The 20,819-nt window shown below is 63.0% G+C and carries 15 protein-coding genes; 9 read left to right on the plus strand and 6 right to left on the minus strand.

Annotation, left to right across the window (positions count from 1 at the left end; all coding sequences use genetic code 11):
• Positions 1 to 114 precede the first annotated feature (114 nt).
• The gene (locus KUL25_RS16315; RefSeq protein WP_257893887.1) at positions 115 to 1,098 is read left to right on the plus strand and encodes a complex I NDUFA9 subunit family protein; all 984 of its coding nucleotides are present in this window, start codon (positions 115 to 117) and stop codon (positions 1,096 to 1,098) included.
• Between the two features lie 6 nt (positions 1,099 to 1,104).
• Here KUL25_RS16315 and KUL25_RS16320 read toward each other — a convergent pair whose 3' ends face one another.
• Positions 1,105 to 1,908 carry an undecaprenyl-diphosphate phosphatase gene (locus KUL25_RS16320; protein WP_257893888.1) on the minus strand — a complete coding sequence of 268 codons (804 nt, stop codon included), beginning with the start codon at positions 1,906 to 1,908 and terminating at the stop codon, positions 1,105 to 1,107.
• Between the two features lie 203 nt (positions 1,909 to 2,111).
• Between KUL25_RS16320 and KUL25_RS16325 the strand changes: the two genes are divergently transcribed.
• The 4 genes from KUL25_RS16325 (at position 2,112) to gltB (ending at position 9,434) form a co-directional block, all read left to right on the plus strand.
• On the plus strand, positions 2,112 to 3,548 hold the full coding sequence (locus KUL25_RS16325; protein ID WP_257893889.1) for an NAD(P)-dependent oxidoreductase: 1,437 nt from the start codon (positions 2,112 to 2,114) through the stop codon (positions 3,546 to 3,548).
• Positions 3,549 to 3,697: 149 nt separating this feature from the next.
• Complete coding sequence (locus KUL25_RS16330; RefSeq protein ID WP_257893890.1) at positions 3,698 to 4,441, plus strand: hypothetical protein; 744 nt, start codon at positions 3,698 to 3,700, stop codon at positions 4,439 to 4,441.
• Positions 4,438 to 4,896 (plus strand): GFA family protein, encoded by a 459-nt coding sequence (locus tag KUL25_RS16335; protein ID WP_257893891.1) that lies wholly within the window; start codon positions 4,438 to 4,440, stop codon positions 4,894 to 4,896. Before KUL25_RS16330 ends, KUL25_RS16335 begins: the two co-directional genes overlap by 4 nt.
• Positions 4,896 to 9,434, plus strand: coding sequence for a glutamate synthase large subunit (gltB, locus tag KUL25_RS16340; protein WP_257893892.1), 4,539 nt, complete (start codon positions 4,896 to 4,898; stop codon positions 9,432 to 9,434). The genes KUL25_RS16335 and gltB overlap by 1 nt, the downstream gene beginning before the upstream one ends.
• Before the next feature lie 293 nt (positions 9,435 to 9,727).
• On the opposite strand, the gene serB is transcribed toward gltB, so the two are convergent.
• Positions 9,728 to 10,603, minus strand: a complete 876-nt coding sequence (gene serB, locus KUL25_RS16345) for a phosphoserine phosphatase SerB (protein ID WP_257893893.1) — start codon at positions 10,601 to 10,603, stop codon at positions 9,728 to 9,730.
• A gap of 85 nt (positions 10,604 to 10,688) precedes the next feature.
• Here serB and KUL25_RS16350 point away from each other — a divergent pair, with 85 nt between their 5' ends.
• Positions 10,689 to 12,158 (plus strand): alpha/beta hydrolase, encoded by a 1,470-nt coding sequence (locus KUL25_RS16350; RefSeq protein WP_257893894.1) that lies wholly within the window; start codon positions 10,689 to 10,691, stop codon positions 12,156 to 12,158.
• Between the two features lie 73 nt (positions 12,159 to 12,231).
• On the opposite strand, the gene KUL25_RS16355 is transcribed toward KUL25_RS16350, so the two are convergent.
• From KUL25_RS16355 to KUL25_RS16365, 3 genes are read right to left on the minus strand one after another with little or no spacing between them, the layout of a single operon-like run.
• Positions 12,232 to 13,281, minus strand: a complete 1,050-nt coding sequence (locus tag KUL25_RS16355; protein WP_257893895.1) for a lipocalin-like domain-containing protein — start codon at positions 13,279 to 13,281, stop codon at positions 12,232 to 12,234.
• The gene (locus KUL25_RS16360) at positions 13,281 to 15,662 is read right to left on the minus strand and encodes an FtsX-like permease family protein (RefSeq protein ID WP_257893896.1); all 2,382 of its coding nucleotides are present in this window, start codon (positions 15,660 to 15,662) and stop codon (positions 13,281 to 13,283) included. Before KUL25_RS16360 ends, KUL25_RS16355 begins: the two co-directional genes overlap by 1 nt.
• Positions 15,663 to 15,665: 3 nt before the next feature.
• On the minus strand, positions 15,666 to 16,334 hold the full coding sequence (locus KUL25_RS16365; protein ID WP_257893897.1) for an ABC transporter ATP-binding protein: 669 nt from the start codon (positions 16,332 to 16,334) through the stop codon (positions 15,666 to 15,668).
• A 75-nt stretch (positions 16,335 to 16,409) separates the two neighbouring features.
• Here KUL25_RS16365 and KUL25_RS16370 point away from each other — a divergent pair, with 75 nt between their 5' ends.
• A complete protein-coding gene (locus KUL25_RS16370; RefSeq protein ID WP_257893898.1) occupies positions 16,410 to 17,180 on the plus strand; it encodes an alpha/beta hydrolase in 771 nt (256 codons plus the stop codon).
• On the opposite strand, the gene KUL25_RS16375 is transcribed toward KUL25_RS16370, so the two are convergent.
• Positions 17,177 to 17,611, minus strand: coding sequence for a MarR family winged helix-turn-helix transcriptional regulator (locus KUL25_RS16375; protein ID WP_257893899.1), 435 nt, complete (start codon positions 17,609 to 17,611; stop codon positions 17,177 to 17,179). The two genes, KUL25_RS16370 and KUL25_RS16375, sit on opposite strands and share 4 nt — an antisense overlap.
• Before the next feature lie 334 nt (positions 17,612 to 17,945).
• Here KUL25_RS16375 and KUL25_RS16380 point away from each other — a divergent pair, with 334 nt between their 5' ends.
• Together KUL25_RS16380 and serA are read left to right on the plus strand one after the other, a co-directional pair.
• On the plus strand, positions 17,946 to 19,091 hold the full coding sequence (locus tag KUL25_RS16380) for a phosphoserine transaminase (RefSeq protein ID WP_257893900.1): 1,146 nt from the start codon (positions 17,946 to 17,948) through the stop codon (positions 19,089 to 19,091).
• Positions 19,092 to 19,180: 89 nt separating this feature from the next.
• Positions 19,181 to 20,776 carry a phosphoglycerate dehydrogenase gene (gene serA / locus KUL25_RS16385; RefSeq protein ID WP_257893901.1) on the plus strand — a complete coding sequence of 532 codons (1,596 nt, stop codon included), beginning with the start codon at positions 19,181 to 19,183 and terminating at the stop codon, positions 20,774 to 20,776.
• The last annotated feature ends 43 nt before the right edge of the window (positions 20,777 to 20,819 follow it).

Consider the following 20,819-nt stretch of genomic DNA (forward strand, 5'->3'; position numbering starts at 1 on the left):
GCGGTATCCCCTTTGTTCCCTGCCGTTCGCGGAAAGTTGAGACCTTTTGCGCCTTGCCGCACCTTGGGCGGGCACGTATCACCGCACCCAAGTCGCGCCTAAAGGAGCCTCACCATGGCCAAACTCGTCACAATCTTCGGTGGATCCGGTTTTGTGGGTCGGTATATCGCCCGCCGCATGGCCAAGGATGGTTGGCGCGTGCGGGTTGCGGTGCGCCGACCGAATGAAGCGCTGTTCGTCAAGCCTTACGGGGTTGTCGGCCAGGTCGAGCCGATCCTCGCGAATATCCGCGACGACGCCAGCGTGCGTGCGGCGATCCATGCCTCGGACGCGGTGGTGAACTGCGTGGGGACCTTTGACGCGGGCGGCAAGAACAATTTCCAGGCGGTGCAGAATGAGGGCGCGGCCCGGATCGCCCGGATCGCCGCGGAAGAGGGCGTGACCTCGTTCGTGCATATCTCGGCCATTGGTGCTGATGTCGATGGTCCCAGCCTTTACGCGCAGTCCAAAGGCCAGGGAGAGGCCGCCGTGCTGGAAGCGTTCCCCAATGCCATGATCCTGCGCCCCTCGGTCATTTTCGGGCCTGAGGACAACTTCTTCAACCGCTTCGCCGGGATGTCCCGCAACACGCCTGTGCTGCCGGTGGCCGGGGCGGAAACGCGATTTCAGCCCGTCTATGTTGATGACGTCGCCGCCGCCGCCGTTCTGGGGGTCAAGGGCGAGGCCCACGGCACCTATGAGCTTGGCGGCCCCGATGTCGCTACGTTCCGCGAACTGATGCAGCGCATGTTGGATGTCGTTCGCCGCCGCAGGCTGATCGCCAACATCCCGTTTTTCGTGGCGAACATCATGGGCGCAAGCTTTGATCTGCTGTCCACGTTGACGGGTGGATTGTTCCGAAACGCGATCCTGACGCGGGATCAGGTGCGCAGCCTACGGGTCGATAATGTCGTGGCTGACGACGCGAAAACCCTGAGCGATCTGGGCATTCAGGCCACGGCGATGGACGCGGTGCTGGAGGATTACCTTTGGCCCTATCGCCCCTCGGGCCAGTTCTCCAACATCACGGAAAGCGCCAAGAACCTGCGGGAAAGCTAAGCCTTTTCAGGTATAGGCGATAACCAGCAGCACCACGCCCAATATCACGCGGTAAATCACGTAGGGCGTGAAGCTGACGCTTTGCAGCAGCTTGAACATCAGGACAAGCGCGCCGAGTGCGGCGATAAAAGACAGCGCCGCCGCGATGGCGCCGTCGCGGGCGGTTTGCGCGTCGGCTGTGGCGATCACCTCGGCCCCTGCGAAGACGCCGGATGCGATGATCGTGGGGATCGACATGAGCATTGCCACCCGCGCCGCGCTTTCGCGGTCATATCCCAGATACCGCGCTGCCGTGATGGTGATGCCGGACCGCGAGGTGCCGGGAATCAGCGCGATGGCCTGCCAGATCCCCATGATCACGGCATCTCGGAAGTCCCAGTTTTTGCTTCGTTTTTCGTGTTTCCCGGTCTGATCCGCCCAATAAAGGACAAGACCAAAGATCAACATCGTCCAACCGATCACCGCAATGGACCGCAAGTGATCGTAGATGCCGGTGATCTCCAGAAACAGGCCGAAGAGGATCACGGGAATGGTCGCGATCACCAGAAGGAACGCAAGCTTCGCGCCGGGTGTGTCGATGCGCCCTGTCAGAAGGCGCGGGGTGCCGGCGACGGCGGCGCGGACATCGCGCCAGAAATACAGGATTACCGCCCCTAAAGTGCCGACATGAACCGCTACATCGATGGCCTGTCCCTGGTCTTCACCTCCCATAAGATTCGGAAGGAGAATCAGGTGACCGGAGGAGGAAATTGGCAAGAATTCGGTGATGCCCTGGATCAGGGCAAGCAGGAAGAGGGTGAACAGGCTCATGCAACCTCTCCGTGTGGTGTTTGTAATGGGCTGATTAAAAACACTATAAATTCCTATAGGTAACCTATTCTGCCCTATTGGCGGCCCCGAAGGCGTTCTGTGAAGCCTTCAAACGCGCAATACTTGATTATAGGTCAGTATTACTGTCTTTTTATCCTTTCACAGGCCCGTTATACGGGCCGCAAATGGATGGGAGATGTGGTGTGGCTAAGCAACCCATGTTGAAGTTCGTGACCGTTGGCAAAGAGATGCCTGAAAAGCGGGAAGCGGACCAGCGTAAAGAAGATTTCGCCGAGATCTACGGCGAGTATGCGGCGGAAAAAGCGGCGGAGCAGGCCGGGCGGTGCAGCCAGTGTGGCGTGCCCTATTGCCAGAGCCATTGCCCGTTGCACAACAATATCCCCGATTGGCTAAAACTTACCGCAGAAGGCCGGCTGCGTGAAGCCTATGACCTGTCGCAGGCGACCAATACCTTCCCCGAGATCTGTGGGCGGATCTGCCCCCAGGATCGGCTGTGCGAAGGCAATTGCGTGATCGAGCAATCGGGTCACGGGACGGTCACCATCGGCTCGGTCGAGAAGTATATCACCGACACGGCGTGGGATAACGGGTGGGTCATGCCCATTGCACCCGCCGTCGAACGTCCTGAATCGGTTGGAATTATCGGCGCAGGGCCCGGCGGCTTGGCCGCGGCGGACATGCTGCGGCGCGCGGGATTGCAGGTGACCGTTTATGATCGTTACGACCGGTCGGGCGGGTTGATGATGTACGGCATCCCCGGCTTCAAGCTGGAGAAAGACGTCGTGGTGCGGCGCAACAAGCAGCTGGAAGACGGCGGCGTGAAATTCGTGCTGAACTGCAATGTCGGAGAAGACATCAGCTTCGCGGAAATCCGCGAGAAGCACGACTTTGTCGTTATCGCGACAGGTGTCTACAAGTCCCGCGAATTGGACGGCCCCGGCTCGGGCGCGAACGGGATCATCCGTGCGATCGACTACCTAACCGCTTCAAATCGCAAGTCTTTTGGCGATGACGTGCCTGAATTCGATAGCGGAGAACTCAGCGCCGAAGGCAAGCGCGTTGTGGTGATCGGCGGCGGCGATACGGCGATGGACTGCGTGCGCACGGCCACGCGGCAGGGCGCGACCAGCGTCAAATGTCTTTACCGTCGGGACGAGGTGAACATGCCCGGTTCGATGCGCGAAGTGCAGAACGCCAAGGAAGAAGGCGTTGATTTCGTTTGGCTTTCGGCGCCCAAGGGCTTCAGCGATCACAAGGGTGCCGTTGGGGGCGTCATGGTGCAGAAAATGCGATTGGGTGCACCCGATGCGACGGGACGTCAAAGCCCGGAAGTCATTGAAAACGCGGACTACGTCGAAGACGCGGATATGGTGATCAAGGCGCTTGGGTTCTCGCCCGAGGATCTGCCGACACTGTGGGACACGCCCGAGTTGGAGGTGACGCGTTGGGGCACTGTGAAGGCCAACCGGACCCACGAGACCGCGTTGGAAAACGTCTTCGCGGTCGGCGATATCGTGCGCGGCGCGAGCCTTGTAGTCTGGGCGATCCGCGATGGCCGTGAGGCGGCGGAGGCGATCCTGGAGCGGGCTTTGGCGACGAATACCGTGGCCGCCGAATGAAGGGTTAACACGCCCACTGTCCCCTCTTTGCCCGAAGCGGGGACAGCAAGAATCCGTAATTATCCTGTAGTTTTCTGTAACTACACATGCCCGATATGGCCTGAACGACATGGCAGGCTCAAACGTTAAAAGACAGGAAGACTGACCTGATGCCGTCCATTCGTTACCAACCCTTTACCGCCGCGCGCATCTTCGCGATCTGCGCAACGGTATTGACGGGTCCGGCGATGGCCCAGGGCGGTAACTCGGTTTTCCCGGTGCCCGAGGGCTGCACGGCGTTTCTGACGGTGCAATCCCGGTCCTGCCTGATCTCGCACCTCTGGCGCTGCGATGCCGACCCGGAGGGGACTCATTGGCGGGCGACGTTGGATGATGAGGGGGCGTTCTATCTTAATTTCACCGATGCGGAATTCCGCTGGCTGCGGTCGTTCAACCTGCGCAATGGATCGCAGGATACGCTGATCGAGCCGGAAGAGGACCCGGCCTCGATGTCTGAGCTGTTGGAAACGGGCCGGGACACGATGGTGTTCTCGATCCGCGAAGACCGCGCGGAAGGCGTGTTTCGGCGCGACTACACGGGCTTTGATGCGCTGACCGGGGCCTCTGTCATGGTCGACGGGGAAGAGCTGTTGGTGACGGAATTCGCCTATCAATGGCAGACGGAAGCAGGCCCCCGTGTGACCGAGGGCAGCCAGTTCATATCACCGCGCCTGGGCCTGTTCTTCGGCGGGCTGGAAACCATCACGACCCCATCGGGCGACGTGCTTGAAGGCAACTACAGCCCGATGGAATTCGCAGAACCCGGCGAACCGGGGTTCCTGTCCACCGAGCCGCAATACGATTGCGGCGACATAATGAGCGGGCTTCTACCTCGGCCGGAGGCACGCGGATGAGCATTGCGGACCCCTATCGCACCACGGGCGTGTTGCACGGCCAATGCCTGTGCAAAAACGTCTCTATCACAGTGAATGGTGACTATATCGCCGCCGTGGGTGGGTGCCATTGCGGCATTTGCCAGAAGTCAAACGGTGTGTTCTGGGCGGCGTTTCAGGCCAATGCCGATGCCGTGACATGGACAGGCGATGTGGCGACTTTTGCCTCGACCCCGTTCGCGGAGCGCACCTTCTGCCCGACGTGCGGCAGCAACCTGTGGCTGCGCGATACCGGCGACAAGAACGCTGTCTTTGAATTGATGCCCGCGTTGTTCCCCGAGGCCGCCACGTTCCCGCTGATCTCGGAAATCTACACCGACCGCGCGCCGGCCTATGTGACGCTATCCGGCGACCATCGGCGCGCGACCCGCTCTGAATACGAATCCAAGAACCCCCATATCGAGGGAGATATCTGATGACCCAATATGACCAAGCCTGGGCCGCCGCCGAGCAGGCGAAGCGCGAGTGGATGGAAGCCAACGGCATGTTCCGCGAAGAGGACGAGCATTCGTCCTGTGGCGTTGGGCTTGTGGTGGCTGTGGACGGGAAACCTCAGCGCTCGGTGGTGGAGGCGGGGATTACCGCGCTCAAGGCGATCTGGCACCGAGGGGCCGTGGATGCCGATGGCAAGACCGGCGATGGCGCGGGTATTCACGTGCAGATCCCGGGGATGTTCTTCTATGACCAGGTGCGGCGCACGGGCCACGAGCCGCGCATGGATGAGTTGATGGCCGTGGGGCAGGTTTTTCTGCCGCGCAACAACTTTGCCGCCCAGGAAACCTGCCGGACCATCGTAGAGTCGGAGGTTCTGCGCATGGGCTACTACATCTACGGATGGCGCCATGTGCCGGTGGATGTGACGTGTCTGGGCGAAAAGGCCAACGCGACCCGGCCCGAGATCGAGCAGATTATCATCTCGAACGCCAAGGGCGTCGATGAGGAAACATTCGAGCGCGAGTTGTACGTGATCCGTCGCCGGATCGAGAAGGCCGCGGCCGCCGCCGGCGTGCGGGAGTTGTACCTGTGTTCGCTGTCGTGCCGGTCGATCATCTACAAGGGCATGATGCTGGCCGAGCAGGTGGCGGAGTTCTACCCGGACCTCCAGGATGAGCGGTTCGAGAGCGCCTTTGCCATTTACCACCAGCGCTATTCCACCAACACCTTCCCGCAGTGGTGGTTGGCGCAGCCGTTCCGCATGTTGGCCCACAACGGGGAAATCAACACGCTGAAGGGCAACCTGAACTGGATGAAGTCGCATGAAATCCGCATGGCGAGCGGGTTCTTCGGCGACATGGCGGAGGATATCAAGCCGATCGTAGCGCAGGGGTCATCGGACAGTGCCGCGCTGGATTCCGTGTTCGAGGTGCTGGTTCGCGCCGGACGGTCCGCGCCGATGGCCAAGACCATGCTGGTGCCCGAGGCGTGGTCGCAGACCGCGACGGAATTGCCGAAGCCGTGGCTTGATATGTATTCCTACTGCAACTCGGTCATGGAGCCTTGGGACGGCCCCGCCGCTTTGGCGATGACCGATGGGCGCTGGGTCTGCGCGGGCCTTGACCGCTCGGGTCTGCGGCCGATGCGCTATGTCGTGACCGGTGAAGGCTTGCTGATTGCAGGCTCGGAAACCGGGATGGTGCCCGTGGATGAGGCGAGCGTTGTCGAGAAGGGCGCGCTGGGCCCCGGCCAGATGATTGCTGTGGATATGAAGGAACAGGCTCTGTTCCACGACGCAGAGATCAAGGACGCGCTGGCCGCGTCGCGCGATTTCGGCGCGTGGGTCGGCAAGATCACCGATCTTGAGGTCGAGACGCGTGGGATGACGGAACAGGCTTTGTTCAGCGGCGCAGATTTGCGCAAGCGGCAGGTCGCGGCGGGCTATTCCATTGAAGAGCTGGAGCAGATCCTGGCCCCCATGGCCGAGGACGCGAAAGAGGCCCTGGCAAGCATGGGCGACGACACGCCAAGCGCTGTTTTGTCATCGCAATATCGGCCCCTGTCGCATTACTTCCGGCAGAACTTCAGCCAGGTGACGAACCCGCCGATCGACAGCTTGCGCGAATACCGGGTGATGTCCCTGAAGACGCGCTTCGGGAACTTGAAGAACGTGCTGGATGAGGATTCGTCGCAGACCGAAATCCTCGTGCTCGACAGCCCGTTCATTGCCAATGCGCAGTTCGACAAAATGGTGTCGTACTTCGAGGATTCCGTCGTGCAGATCGACTGCACATTTGAGGCGGGGGGCGAAAGTGGGTCTCTGCGCCGCGGGTTAGAGCGTATTCGCGCGGAAGCCGAGGATGCCGTGCGCTCGGGCGCGGGGCATTTGGTGCTGACCGATCAAGGCCAGGGTGAGGGTCGGGTTCCGATGCCGATGATCCTGGCCACCAGCGCGGTGCATTCGGGCCTGACGAAGAAAGGGCTGCGGACGTTCTGCTCGCTTAACGTGCGCTCGGCCGAGTGTATCGACCCGCATTATTTCGCGGTTCTGGTGGGCTGCGGCGCGACCACGGTGAACGCGTACCTTGCGCAGGATTCCATTGCCGACCGGATCGACCGGGGCCTGATCGAGGGCACCCTGACAGAGGCAATGGCGCGCTATCGGGCTGCTATCGATGCCGGCCTGCTGAAGATCATGGCGAAGATGGGGATTTCGGTGATCTCGTCCTATCGCGGGGGTCTGAACTTCGAGGCCGTGGGCCTATCGCGCGCCATGGTGGCGGAATATTTCCCCGGCATGCTGTCGCGGATCAGCGGCATCGGGGTCAGCGGCTTGCAGGTGAAGGTGGAAGAGGTCCACGCCAAGGGCTGGCTGCGCGGCGAGTCTGTGCTGCCCATCGGCGGCTTCTACAAGGCGCGCCGGTCCGGCGAGACCCACGCCTGGCAGGCCACGACGATGCACATGATGCAAGAGGCCTGCAATCGCGCCAGCTATGGGTTGTGGAAGCAATATTCCGCGAAAATGCGGCAGAATCCGCCGATTCATATTCGCGACCTGATGGACATCAAGCCCATGGGTAATCCTGTGCCGATCGATGAGGTGGAAAGCGTCACGGCGATCCGCAAGCGGTTCGTGACGCCGGGCATGTCGCTGGGCGCGCTGTCGCCCGAGGCGCATAAGACGTTGAACGTGGCGATGAACCGGATCGGGGCGCGCAGTGACTCGGGCGAGGGCGGCGAAGATCCGGCGCATTTCACGCCAGAGCCCAATGGCGACAACCCCAGCGCGAAGATCAAACAGGTGGCATCGGGGCGTTTCGGCGTCACGGCGGAATACCTGAACCAATGTGAAGAGCTGGAGATCAAGGTCGCCCAAGGTGCCAAGCCCGGCGAAGGCGGGCAGTTGCCCGGCATGAAGGTGACGGACCTGATCGCGCGGCTGCGGCATTCCACACCCGGCGTGATGTTGATCAGCCCACCGCCGCACCACGATATCTATTCGATCGAGGATCTGGCGCAGCTGATCTATGACCTCAAGCAGATCAACCCGCGCTGCAAGGTGACGGTGAAGCTTGTGGCGTCGTCCGGCGTTGGCACGATTGCGGCGGGCGTGGCCAAGGCCAAGGCGGATGTGATCCTGATCTCGGGTCATAACGGCGGCACTGGTGCTTCGCCCGCGACGTCGATCAAATACGCGGGTCTGCCGTGGGAAATGGGCCTAACGGAAGCGCATCAGGTTTTGGCGATGAACAACCTGCGCGAGCGCGTGACGTTGCGCACCGACGGGGGCCTGCGCACGGGCCGTGACATCGTCATGGCCGCAATGATGGGGGCCGAGGAATACGGCATCGGCACCGCAGCCCTGATCGCGATGGGCTGCATCATGGTGCGCCAGTGCCAGTCCAACACCTGCCCCGTGGGCGTGTGTACGCAGGATGAAGAGCTTCGCGCCAAATTCACCGGCAATGCCGACAAGGTAGTGAACCTGATCACCTTCTATGCGGAAGAGGTGCGGGAAATCCTTGCCGAACTGGGCGCACGGTCCCTGGATGAGGTGATTGGCCGGGCCGATCTGCTGACGCAGGTCAGCCGGGGGGCGGCGCATCTGGATGACCTGGACCTGAACCCGATGCTGATCACCGTCGATGGCGCGGATCGGATCACCTATGACCGGAACAAGCCCCGGAACGAGGTGCCTGATACGCTGGACGCCCAGATCGTCCAGGATGCGCGCCGCTTCCTGGAGGACGGCGAGAAGATGCAGCTGTCCTATGCAGTGCAGAACACGCTGCGGACCATCGGGACGCGAACCTCGAGCCACATCGTGAAGCGGTTCGGGATGAGCAACGACCTGCAACCCGATCACCTGACGGTGAAGCTGAAGGGCAGCGCCGGGCAGTCACTTGGGGCTTTCGCGGCGCCGGGGCTGAAGCTGGAGGTGTCCGGCGATAGCAACGACTACGTCGGCAAGGGATTGTCGGGGGGCACCATCGTGGTGCGTCCGCCTATGGCGTCGCCGCTGAAAGCGTCGGAGAACGTGATCATCGGCAATACCGTTTTGTACGGGGCGACCGATGGCTACCTCTTTGCCGCTGGTCGTGCCGGAGAGCGGTTCGCGGTGCGTAACTCGGGCGCGAAAGTGGTGGTCGAGGGCTGCGGATCCAACGGATGTGAATACATGACGGGCGGCATTTCGGTGATCCTGGGTAGCATCGGCGCCAACTTCGGCGCGGGCATGACCGGAGGGATGGCGTATCTCTACGACCCGGACGGTGAGGCGCAGCCGAACATGAACATGGAAACGTTGGTGACCTGCCCGGTGACGGTCAATCATTGGGAAACGCAACTGCGCGGCCTGATCGAGCGTCATGCGGAAGAGACGGGCAGCATGAAAGCACGCGATATCCTGCAACATTGGGAGATCGAGCGTGGGAACTTCGTGCAGGTCTGTCCGAAAGAGATGCTCAACAAGATCCCCGTTGGTTTGGGGATGGAGGATCAGGCGGTTCCGGCGGAGTAAACTCGGCCGCGCAACGGTGGCTCTCCCGCCCAAGTCTATGTGCCCTTGGGCACATAGACAGGGTTGGGCGTGGCGCGCGGGGCGCGAGCCTGACGGCTCGCACGTCCGCGCGGACGCGCTCTAATCCGCAGGTTCGGGCCTGTTTTGGAGGTTGGCCATTTGCTGAGAGGCCGTTTGCGGGCAGATTTGCCACAAACAGGCCTTTGCAAGGGTGGGGTGCGAGTCGCGCGCCGCGTCAAGGACGCGCGGCCCAAGGGCCGTCGGCTGCGCCGATCCTTGGCCCGACCCCCGACTCACGCGGTGACGAAATCGGCTTTCGCGTAGCCCTGGATGAACAAAAGTGCCGTGAGATCGCCGTGGTTCACCCGATGTTTCGCCTGTTCCTGCACCATCGGTTTGGCGTGAAGCGCCACACCGGTGCCTGCCAGTTGCAGCATGCTGAGATCATTGGCCCCGTCACCCACGGCCAGCACGTCGGCGGGCGTGATACCCAGGGTTTTGGTGATCCGATTGAGCGCATCGACCTTGGCCTCACGGCCGAGGATCGGGCGGGTGACGTCGCCCGTTAGCGCGCCGTCCTTGGCCAGCAGCGTGTTGGCGTGATGCTCATCAAACCCCAGACGGTCGGCGATGGCCTGCGTAAACGCGGTGAAGCCGCCGGAGACGAGGGCGCAATGGGCGCCGTTGGCTTTCATCGTGGCAAGGAGCGTCGCGCCGCCGGGCATGCACGTGATGCGGTTTTCCAGAACGGTGGCAATCGTCGCCTCCGGCAGGCCTTTGAGAAGGCCGACGCGCTCAAGCAGGGCCCCTTCGAAATCCAGCTCACCATTCATGGCACGCGCGGTGATCTTGGCCACGCGGTCGCCCACGCCAGCCTCGGCCGCCAATTCATCGATGCATTCCTGCTGGATCATCGTGCTGTCCATGTCGGCCAGCAGCATCCGCCGCTTTCGATCGCCAGCCTTCTGCCAGACCAGGTCCACGCCCTCGGCGCTGAGGCTTTCCCAGACCGTCTGGATGTTGCGCGGGATCTTGGGGGCGTCGAATTCGGCGCAGTGGTTGGGATCGAGCCAGACCGCCTCCCCGCCGCCCATGGCGTTGCGCAGGTTCGTCACCAGGCTGCTGTCCAGATACATGGCGTGATTGGTCATCAGGGTGATCGTGAACATGGGCGAGGCCTCCGGCGTGATTCGAGGAACATAGGCGGGGTGCTGGCGCTGGACCAGTGGGTTCACGCGGGCTATGTGCCGCTGCATGGGAAAGTGGATTTTCGCAGTCGTTGCCGTGCTGGCCCTTGGGGTCGGTATCGCGTTGCAAGAGCGCGCGCGGGCGGGCGTGGAGGTGCGGTACGACAGGGTGGGCACAACACCGGTGACTGTGACGCAGCAGGCGGGCGCGGAGGGCCCGGTGGTGGTGATCGTCCACGGCTTTGCGGGCTCCCGTCAGATGATGAGCGCATGGTCGCTTACCTTTGCGCGGGCCGGCTACGTCGCCGTGGCGATGGACCTGGAGGGGCACGGGCGCAACCCGGTGCCGATGTCAGGGGACGTGACATCGCTGGAAGGGACCACGCGGATCTTGCTGGAAGAGATCGCGCGGGTCGTCGATTGGGCGGTGGCCTTGCCCGGCGTGGATGGGCGCGTGGCGCTGGTGGGGCATTCCATGTCGTCGGATCTGGTGGTGCGCGCGGGGATCGCGGACCCGCGGGTGGAGGCCATTGTGGGACTGTCGGTATTCTCGGGCGCAGTGACGGCGGACGTGCCCACGAACCTGTTGATCCTGAATGGCGCCTGGGAGGGCGCGTTGCGCGCGGAAGCGCAGCGCGTGATGGCGGAGGTGGACGCGGTCGAGGGCGAGACGGTCGGCACCCCCGTAGAGGGTTTCGCACGCCGCGCCGTGGCGGTGCCTTTCGCGGAACACGTGAGCATTCTGTTTGCCGTTGGCGGGTTGCGGGAAGCGGTAGACTGGCTGGGGGCAACGTTTGGCCGCGGCTCGGGCGAGGTGCCGAGGCTTGGCTGGGCGCTGATGCTGCTGTTGGCCGGTGCGGTGATGTTGGCGCGGCCCCTGGCGGGACTTTTGCCCCAAGGCGATGCGCCAGAGGCGTTACCGCAGCGGGTGTTCTGGGTGTTGGCGCTGCTCCCTGCGCTGGTGGTGCCGCTTGTTGCGGTCAGGATCGAGGCGGGCGCGTTGCCGGTGCTGGTGGCGGATTACCTGGCGGTACATCTGGGCTTGTACGGGCTGCTGGTGTTGGGCGGCGCGCTGGTGGCCGGGTGGCGGCCTCAGGCGCGGGGCTGGATGTGGGGGCTGGCGTTGGCCGCGTTCGGGATTGGGGTGTTCGGGATGTTGCTGGATCGCTATGCGGCCTCCTTCGTGCCTCACGCGGGCCGCCTGCTAATCATCGCGGCAATCGTGCCTGGCGCGGTCCTGGCGATGTGGGCAGACGCGGCGCTGACGCAGGCGACGCGAGCGACTCTGTGGCAGAGGGCTATCGTGCGGGGAGGATTCATGGGCTCGCTTGGTATTGCGGTGGCGCTGGATTTTGAACGGTTGTTCTTCCTGTTGCTGATCTTCCCGGTCATCCTGCTGTTCTATGGCACCTTCGGCATGATGGGCCGCTGGGTCGGGCGGCGAACGGGGTCGTCCTTGGCGGTTGGGATCGGGTTGGGTGTGCTGTTGGGCTGGGCGCTGGGCGTGTCGTTTCCGATGTATGTGGCGGGAGGCTGAGGGATGGAGTGAGGGGCCAGCCCCTCACACTCCCCGGGATATTTGAGGAACGGGGAATGAGGAAGAGGGCGCTTTATTCGTACCCGGTCATTTCGAGGTAGCCGCGCCCTGCGTGGGTTCCGGTGAAAGTGATCGGGCCCTCCCAATAGGGGAAAGACGTGTCCATCCAGCTTTGCGGGTTCAGGGGGCTGGTGGTGATGTCGATGCCCCGATCGGGGAATTCGACGCGCCACTCGGTAGGAATTTCGCGCCCGCCCACATCGGTGGTGGAGAGAGGCGTCAGGGTAATCGCGCCATCCCCATAGGCTTGTGTCGTGCCGTCGGGGGCGATGTAGGTGGCGGAGGTGAAGGGCATATCGGTGGTATCGCGCAGCGCGAAGGCCATGAGGCGCGCGCCGTCGGGTAGTTGGAGTGAGAACCAATCCCAGCCGTTCTGCGTTTCGGACAGGGGTTGCGACGACCACTCTCGGTCGAGCCATGCGTTGCCGGTGACCTCGACCGGGCCTGATGGCAGGGTGAGCGTGCCGCTGACACTGTAGAACGGTTGCGAGTAGTAGTAGCTGGCCTGCCCCTGCGCGCTTTTTACCGAGTAGCCTGCGTCGCCGTGAAAAATCAGCGGACCTGTCGCTTGCAACGCCAAGTCGTAGGCGAATGCAGCGCCGCGCGCCGTGAGGCTGAGGGCGTCATATGCGTTACCATCCTGCGCGGTCGAGACCATTTCCCAATCATCGATGTAGGCGCGGAACGGGTCTGCCGTCACGCCAGCCTGTCCGATACCGCCGCGTCCCAGACGCTCGGCGCTGAAATGGGCATCCGCCGTGGTGAGGCCCGCGTGACCCATGAAGATCTGCGGGGATGTCCAATCTGCGGAGGTTTGCGGCGCCAGCGCGCTGCGGAATAGTGTCCACTGGATCCCATAGTCGGTGCCGTCGGCGCTTTGCAGGGTGGCGGTCAGATACCACCATTCGATGCGGTAGTCGGGGTGCGGGCCGTGGTCCTGGGGGAAGGCGAAGATCGGGTCAGGCTCGGGCACGGCGAACCCGTCGGCGGTAGTGCCGAGGCCTGCGAAACCCTGCGCGTGGAGCGGTGTCGCGAGAAGGAGGGCAAGGAGGAAGCGGATCATCAGCGTTCCTGTGCAAAGACTTGGGTGAGGCGTGCCGGGGGCATGCGGGCGAGGCGTAGGGTTGGGCCGAGGGCTGCGAGGCCCGCCGCGAGGAGCGCGAGGAGGCCGAGGCGCAGCCAATCGCCAGGGAAAAGCTGCATTGGCAGACGCCAGCCGAAGGCCTCCACATTGACGAGGGCGAGCAGGATCCACGCCAGCAAAAGGCCGACAGGCAGCGCCGCGAGGAAGGTGATCGCCGCGAGGATAAGGCTGCGCGCCATTTCCACCCACGCCAGCCGTGCCCGTGAGGCGCCGATCGCCCAGATCGGGGCCAGCTGCGGCAAGCGCAGGTTGGCAAGGGTCAACAGGCTGGTCAGCAGCGCGATGCCCGCAACGCCGAGGGTAAGAACGTTGAGCGCACCGGTGACGCGGAAGGTCTGATCGAAAACCTCGATGGAGAAGGCTTTGACCTGCGCCTGATTGGTGACGGCATCTGCCGGCAGACCAAAATCGTCGCGCAGGCGGGTGGCCAGGGCAGGCGCGTCCGAAGGCGCGATGCGGATCGCAAAGCGGCGCGGGCGGAGGTCTGGATACGTCTCTGACAGGTGAGATAGGGACACAATCGCTTGGCCCTGAGGGTTGCCGTAGTCTGAGTAGATCCCGACGATCGGCAGGCCGTTGGCGAGGTCTCCGATGGTCAGATTCTCGCGCCGGGCCAATTGCTCGTTGATCAGGATCGCGTCTCCGGTTGCGATCTGGCCCCACGGGTCCGGGGCCTCGGACAGGAAGGGCCACGCATCGCGATAGGTCGCGTGGTCGACCACGCCGAACAAGTCGGCAGGCTGGCCGAACAGGCGGATTTCGGTCGAGACGATGGGCAGGATCGCGTCGACGTCGGGGGCCAGCGCCTCCATCAAAAGCGCGGCCTCGTCGGGCGTGGCGGCGGTGACGTAGAGTTCAGACGCGAGCCGTTGGTCGAGCCATCCAAGGAAAGTCGTGCGGAAAGACCCGACCATCGTGGAGACGCCGATGTTCGCGGACAGAGCCAACAACAGCGCCATGAGTGCCAGCGACAGACCGGGGATCTGCTGGCGGGTGTCGGCTACGACCCACTCGGCAAAGGCGCTTTTGGGTCGCACCAGCGATAACGCGCCGCTCATCACCACTGGCAAGGCAAGCGCCGCGCCAATCAGCAAGCACGCCAAACAGCCGAAGGCTGCGATGAGTCCCTGACCCAACAGGGCTAGCAGGCCGGAGGCCGTGAACAGCCCGAGCGCCGCGAGGGCTTGCAGGCGGATCATCCGGCCCGAGGCCTGCGCCCAGGCCCGCGGCATCGCCGGCGCAAGAAGCGGCATGCGTGCGGTACGGATCATCGCCTGAATTGCGGCGGCTGCGGTGCCGACGAAGGTAATCAACAGACCCGAAACAGCCCAATAGGGACTGAACTGGAGCACACCTTCGATCTCTGCCCCATAAAGCCCCCGCAGGGTGCCCGCGACGCCGGGCATCAGGCTTGCGGCAATGACATAGCCCATCCCAACCCCGATCGCCCCGGCGAGCAGGGCCACGGCGGCCAGCTCTAGCGAGAGGGCCAGAAGGATCGTGCGCAACGGCGTACCAAGGGCGCGCAGGGTCCGCACGATGGCGCGACGCTGTTCGAACGCTAGGCCGATCGCAGCGTGGACGATAAACAGACCGACGCCGAACGACAGCAGGCCGAAAGCCGTAAGGTTGAGGTGAAAACTATCGGTCAGCCGCGCGATGTCCCCGGCGTTGTCGGGCGCGCGGAGTGAAAGCTCTGTCACGTCGGTAATCGGGGGCAGTCCCATAGGCTGCGCCGTGGCAACCAGAAGGTAGGACGGTTCGTTCTGCCCCAAGAGCCGCGCGGCGGTGGAGATATCGGTGATTGCGGCGGCGGGCGGCACGTTTTCGGACACTGAAATCGGCGGCAAATCGGCAGGAAGCGCGCCGTTTGCCGTGGCCTCGGACATCAACAACAGGCCGGGCGCGGTAAAGAAAGCCGCGAGGTCAACCGCGCCGTCCAACGCTGGGCCCTGAGCCTCGGCAGGGGTGGTCAGCGGGTCGATTCCAAGGATCCGAAGCCGGCCATTCGCGTCCCGTACTTCGCCGGAGATGACCGGCGACACCAGGTAGCCCGCCGCGCGTAGGGCTAGGTATTCCGCGATCTCCATGGGCCGTCCATCGGCCCGCTCCAGCCGCGCCAGTTGATCCTGCCCAAGGGTCGCGGCGGCACGGTCATAGGCGGCGCGCGCCTCGGCGTTGATAGCTTGAACGCCGGACCAGAGAGCCGTCGCCAAGGCAAGCCCAAGGGCCAGCATCGCGAATTGGCCAGGATGGCGTTTCCAATAGGAAAATAGGCTCAAAAAGGCCGTATAGAGCATGATCTAGCCCCCCAGCCGCCCACGAGACAGATGCACCCGCCGCCCCAGACGCTCTGCCAGACGGGGGGAGTGGGTGACCATCAGAAGGCCCGCGCCGGTCTCGGCCACCAGGTCAAGCAGCAGGGTCAGCACGCTATCGCCTGTCTCTTCATCAAGGTTGCCCGTCGGTTCATCGGCAAGGATCAACGCGGGCCGCGACGCCAGCGCGCGGGCGATGGCCACACGCTGTTGCTGACCGCCGGAAAGCTGCTCGGGGTAGCGCGCCAACAGGTCGCCCAACCCCAACCGCGCGGCCAGATCGGCTGCAAACGCCGGGTCATGCTTCCCTGCCAACCGCGCCTGAAGCGCGATGTTTGCCGCTACTGAAAGTGACGGCACAAGGTTGAACTGCTGGAAGATCAGCCCGATTCGCATCCGCCGGACGCGCGCGCGCGCGGCGTCGTCCAATTGGCCAATGTCTTGGCCTTCCAACACGACCTCTCCGCTATCGGGCCGGTCCAGCCCGCCGGACAGATGCAGCAGCGTCGACTTGCCGGAGCCGCTTTCACCGGTCAGAGCCAAGGTCTCGCCCGCTTGCAGCGTGACGGATACGCCGTCGAGCACGGCCAGTGGCCCGCTTTCAGATGGATAAGTTTTGCGGATATCGCGAAGGTCGAGGAGTGGCGTTGTCATAGGGGGGATGTAGCAGGAGGCAGGACTTGGAACACCCCCGACCGTGAGAATAGAGTGTCGAGAGAGGAGAACCGCATGCGGATCACGGATTGGGACGACGCCTATTCTAACGGCGCCTATATCGACGGCGCGGATGTCATCTTGGCGGGATGGACGGAACGGGCCGCTGGAATGGTGCCCGATAAGGTGCTGCCCGGCGTGGATCTGTATCTTCCCGACGGGGCGTTGCAGGGACTGACGGTGGTGGTCCATGGCGGCTATTGGATGGCCTTCTCGGGCCGGGAGTTCGCGCATCTGGCGGCGGGCCCGCGCGCCGCGGGCCAAGCGGTGGCGATGGTGAGCTACACGCTGGCCCCCCACGCGCGCATAGCCGAGATCACCAAAGAGGTCGCCCGCGCTGTTTGTCTTGCTGCCCAGAGCGTCGACGGTCCGATCCGCCTGACGGGCCATTCCGCCGGAGGGCATCTTGTCACGCGGATGGTCTGCGAGGGGGTTCTGCCCGAGGATGTCGCCGCCCGGATCGTCCATGTCGTCTCGATCTCGGGTGTGCACGACCTGCGGCCCTTGCTGCGCACAACGATGAACGAGACGCTGCGACTGACGCGATCAGAGGCCGTTCTGGAAAGCCCGGCTTTGCAGACGCCCCGGCCAGATACACGTTTGACCTGTGTGGTCGGCGCGCAAGAACGGCCCGAATTCCGGCGTCAGAACGCGCTGCTGGCAAACATCTGGCATGGGCTGGGGGCAGAGACCACGGCCGTGGAACTTCCAGGAGTGAATCATTTCACCATCATCGCGGGGTTGGAGGCCCCCGACGGCGCGCTTACGAAACTACTGCTGGGTTAGAGCCGTTCAAACAGGCAGCCGATAGCCGTTTTCAGCTGTGCTCGATCCTCGGGGCCAAGGGCGTCCAGCATTTTGCTTTCCGCTGCCTGCGCTGCGGATTTCAGACGCGACAGTTCCACCGCGCCCTTTTCAGACAGGCGCACAACAAGCCTGCGCCGGTCTGCCTTGTCCCGAATGACCGAGATCATGTCGAGGTCTTCCAGCCGCCGCTGCGCCCGGCTGACCCGTGCGGCATCCATGGCCGTCAAGATGCAAAGATCATGGCTTGAGCATGGCTGATTTGACGGCAGCGCCATCATGATGCGCCATTCAGGCATCTGGAGGCCGGCGTCCTCGATCACATTTGTGAACATCTGGGCCGAGATGACCGACATCTGGAAGGGCAGATACTCAGACAGGTCGAAGGTAAAAGAGTGTGCTTGGTCTTTCACGGGGGACCTCGCTTTCATGCAGTCGGAGTCAAATACAACCTAAGGAATAGCGACCTGGCCGGAATTCGCCAAGAATAAATGTAAGGCTAGGTTTACATTTATGTGCATGTCAGGGGTCTTTCCTATCGAAAATGCCACCCCCATTGACCCACAGGTATTGGAGGGGCCAGCGGAGGGCTAGGAAGTTTCCGATAGGGAACAGGGCTTTCAGAAATCGCATGATTCCGACCCATTGAAGCACTTTTCCGTCTTGTGATGGCGCGGGCACGCCCGTATTCCCGCCGGTGGGACACCCCTCCCCAACGAGGGGCGCATATCTGTGAGGATACCAGTGATGGTTACTGAAATACCGGGCACGCGCCCGACTAATCCGCGTTTTTCGTCCGGCCCCTGTGCCAAACCCCCCACATGGACACCTGAGGCCTTGGCCGATGCCCCGCTTGGCCGCTCGCACCGCGCGGCGGAAGGCAAGGCGAAGCTGAAGCTTGCCATCGACAAGACCGCCGAGATCCTCGGCGTGCCCGAAGGCTATAAGGTTGGCATCGTCCCCGCATCGGACACCGGCGCCGTGGAAATGGCGATGTGGTCCCTGTTGGGCGCGCGGCCCTGCACCATGCTGGCGTGGGAAAGTTTCGGTGCCGGTTGGGTGACCGATGCGGTGAAACAGCTGAAGTTGGACGCGACCGTGACGACCGCCGACTATGGCGATCTGCCCGATCTGGCCGCTGTCGATTGGAACACCGATGTGGTCTTCACGTGGAACGGCACCACCTCCGGCGTGCGCGTGCCGAACGGCGACGTGATCCCGGCGGATCGTGAAGGCCTTACAATCTGCGATGCCACCTCCGCCGCCTTTGCGCAGGACCTGCCGTGGGACAAACTCGATGTCACCACCTTCTCCTGGCAGAAGGTCATGGGCGGCGAAGCGGCCCACGGGATGATCGTATTGTCGCCCCGCGCGGTGGAACGGCTCGAATCTTACACCCCCGCTTGGCCCCTGCCGAAGATCTTCCGCCTCACCAAGGGCGGCAAGTTGATCGACGGCATTTTCACCGGTGCCACGATCAACACGCCCTCCATGCTCTGCGTCGAAGATTACCTCTTTGCGTTGAACTGGGCCGACAGCCTTGGCGGCTTGCCCGCACTGCACGCCCGCGCGGACGCCAATGCAAACGCCATCCACGCCTTCTGCGACACGCGTGACTGGATTGCCAACCTTGCCAAGGACCCGGCGACGCGCTCCAACACTTCCGTCTGTCTGAAGTTCACCGATGCGCGCATCACCGACGGCGCGGCCTTTGCGAAAGCCGTCGCCAAGCGCCTCGCCGATGAGGGCATCGCGTTGGATATCGGCGCCTACCGCGATGCGCCCGCTGGCCTTCGCATCTGGTGCGGCGCCACGGTCGAGACCTCGGATATCGAGGCGATGCTCCCCTGGCTCGACTGGGCGTTCAATACGGAAATCGACGCGCAGGCCTAGGTCAAAGGCTCCCCCCTTCATCTTGCCAAATACAACTCAATCCCACGGCCGGCCCCAAGCGCCGCCGTCAGCTACAGGAGCGCCACATCATGGCCCCCAAAGTTCTCGTCTCTGACAAACTCTCGGAAACCGCCGTCCAGATCTTCCGTGATCGCGGCATCGACGTCACATTCGATCCCTCCATCGGCAAGGATAAGGACAAGCTCCTGTCCGTGATCGATCAATACGACGGTCTCGCCATCCGCTCTGCCACCAAGGCGACGGAGAAGATCATCGCCGCCGCCACCAACCTCAAGGTCATCGGGCGTGCCGGTATCGGTGTAGACAACGTGGATATCCCCGCCGCCTCCAAGAAGGGCATCATCGTGATGAACACGCCCTTCGGAAACTCCATCACGACGGCCGAGCACGCTATCGCGATGATGTTTGCCGTGGCCCGTCAAATCCCTGAGGCCTCTGCCTCTACCCATGACGGCAAGTGGGAGAAGTCCAAGTTCATGGGCGTGGAGCTGACGGCCAAGACCCTTGGCGTCATCGGCGCGGGCAACATCGGGTCCATCGTCATTTCACGCGCCTTGGGCCTGAAGATGAAGGTCATCGCCTATGACCCCTTCCTGTCCGAGGAACGCGCCCGCGAGATCGGCTGCCAGAAGGTTGAACTGGACGAGCTTTTGGCGCGCGCCGATTTCATCACCATGCACGTCCCCTTTACCGAGAAGACGGCGAATATCCTGTCGGCTGAGAATCTCGCCAAGACCAAGAAGGGCGTGCGGATCATCAACTGCGCCCGTGGCGGTCTGGTGGATGAAGCGGCGCTGGCGGAATTGCTGAAATCCGGCCACGTCGCAGGCGCGGCGTTTGATGTCTTCGCGCAGGAACCGGCCACGGAAAACCCGCTGTTCCACCTGCCCAACGTCGTCGTCACGCCGCACCTGGGTGCCGCGACCACCGAGGCCCAGGAAAACGTCGCCCTGCAAGTGGCCGAGCAGATGTCGGATTACCTGCTGTCGGGTGCTGTTTCCAACGCGCTCAACATGCCGTCCGTTACCGCCGAGGAAGCCGCGATCATGGGTCCATGGGTGAAACTGGCCGAGCATCTGGGCGCCTTTGTCGGCCAGCTGACCGATGAGCCGATCAATAGCATCGAGGTTGTCTATAACGGTGTCGTTACGGGCATGAACCTCAAGGCGCTCGATTGCGCGGCGATTGCGGGCGTCATGAAGGCGTCGAACCCCGACGTGAACATGGTTTCTGCCCCGGTGATCGCCAAGGAACGTGGCATTGAATTGTCCCAGACCACGCAGGACAAGACCGGCGTGTTTGATGGCTATATTCGCATGGTGGTGAAGACCGACAAGCGCACCCGCTCGATTGCGGGCACGGTGTTCAGCGACGGCAAGCCGCGTTTCATCCAGATCAAGGGCATCAACATCGATGCCGAGATCGGGGCGCATATGCTTTACACCACCAACAACGACGTGCCGGGCATTATCGGCGCGCTGGGGCAGACGATGGGTGAAAACGGCGTCAACATCGCCAATTTCACCCTTGGCCGCTCGGCCCGCGACGGCGAAGCGATTGCGCTTTTGTACCTGGACGAGCAGCCGCCTGCGTCGGTGCTCAAGAAGTTGATGGACACGGGCCTGTTCCAATCGGTGATGCCGTTGCGGTTTGACGCCGTGTAAGGTTGGCGAGGACGCCTGAAAAATGCTCTAACCCTCCGTGACA

This window comes from Gymnodinialimonas phycosphaerae (genome assembly GCF_019195455.1).
Classification (GTDB): Bacteria; Pseudomonadota; Alphaproteobacteria; order Rhodobacterales; family Rhodobacteraceae; genus Gymnodinialimonas; species Gymnodinialimonas phycosphaerae.

Coding starts and splice junctions, on each gene's coding strand:
- serA (WP_257893901.1), top strand. CDS start 19,181: ATGGCCCCCAAAGTTCTCGTCTCTGACAAACTCTCGGAAACCGCCGTC.
- KUL25_RS16350 (WP_257893894.1), top strand. CDS start 10,689: ATGGGAAAGTGGATTTTCGCAGTCGTTGCCGTGCTGGCCCTTGGGGTC.
- gltB (WP_257893892.1), top strand. CDS start 4,896: ATGACCCAATATGACCAAGCCTGGGCCGCCGCCGAGCAGGCGAAGCGC.
- serB (WP_257893893.1), bottom strand. CDS start 10,603: ATGTTCACGATCACCCTGATGACCAATCACGCCATGTATCTGGACAGC.
- KUL25_RS16380 (WP_257893900.1), top strand. CDS start 17,946: ATGGTTACTGAAATACCGGGCACGCGCCCGACTAATCCGCGTTTTTCG.
- KUL25_RS16370 (WP_257893898.1), top strand. CDS start 16,410: ATGCGGATCACGGATTGGGACGACGCCTATTCTAACGGCGCCTATATC.
- KUL25_RS16330 (WP_257893890.1), top strand. CDS start 3,698: ATGCCGTCCATTCGTTACCAACCCTTTACCGCCGCGCGCATCTTCGCG.
- KUL25_RS16355 (WP_257893895.1), bottom strand. CDS start 13,281: ATGATCCGCTTCCTCCTTGCCCTCCTTCTCGCGACACCGCTCCACGCG.
- KUL25_RS16320 (WP_257893888.1), bottom strand. CDS start 1,908: ATGAGCCTGTTCACCCTCTTCCTGCTTGCCCTGATCCAGGGCATCACC.
- KUL25_RS16335 (WP_257893891.1), top strand. CDS start 4,438: ATGAGCATTGCGGACCCCTATCGCACCACGGGCGTGTTGCACGGCCAA.
- KUL25_RS16315 (WP_257893887.1), top strand. CDS start 115: ATGGCCAAACTCGTCACAATCTTCGGTGGATCCGGTTTTGTGGGTCGG.
- KUL25_RS16360 (WP_257893896.1), bottom strand. CDS start 15,662: ATGCTCTATACGGCCTTTTTGAGCCTATTTTCCTATTGGAAACGCCAT.
- KUL25_RS16365 (WP_257893897.1), bottom strand. CDS start 16,334: ATGACAACGCCACTCCTCGACCTTCGCGATATCCGCAAAACTTATCCA.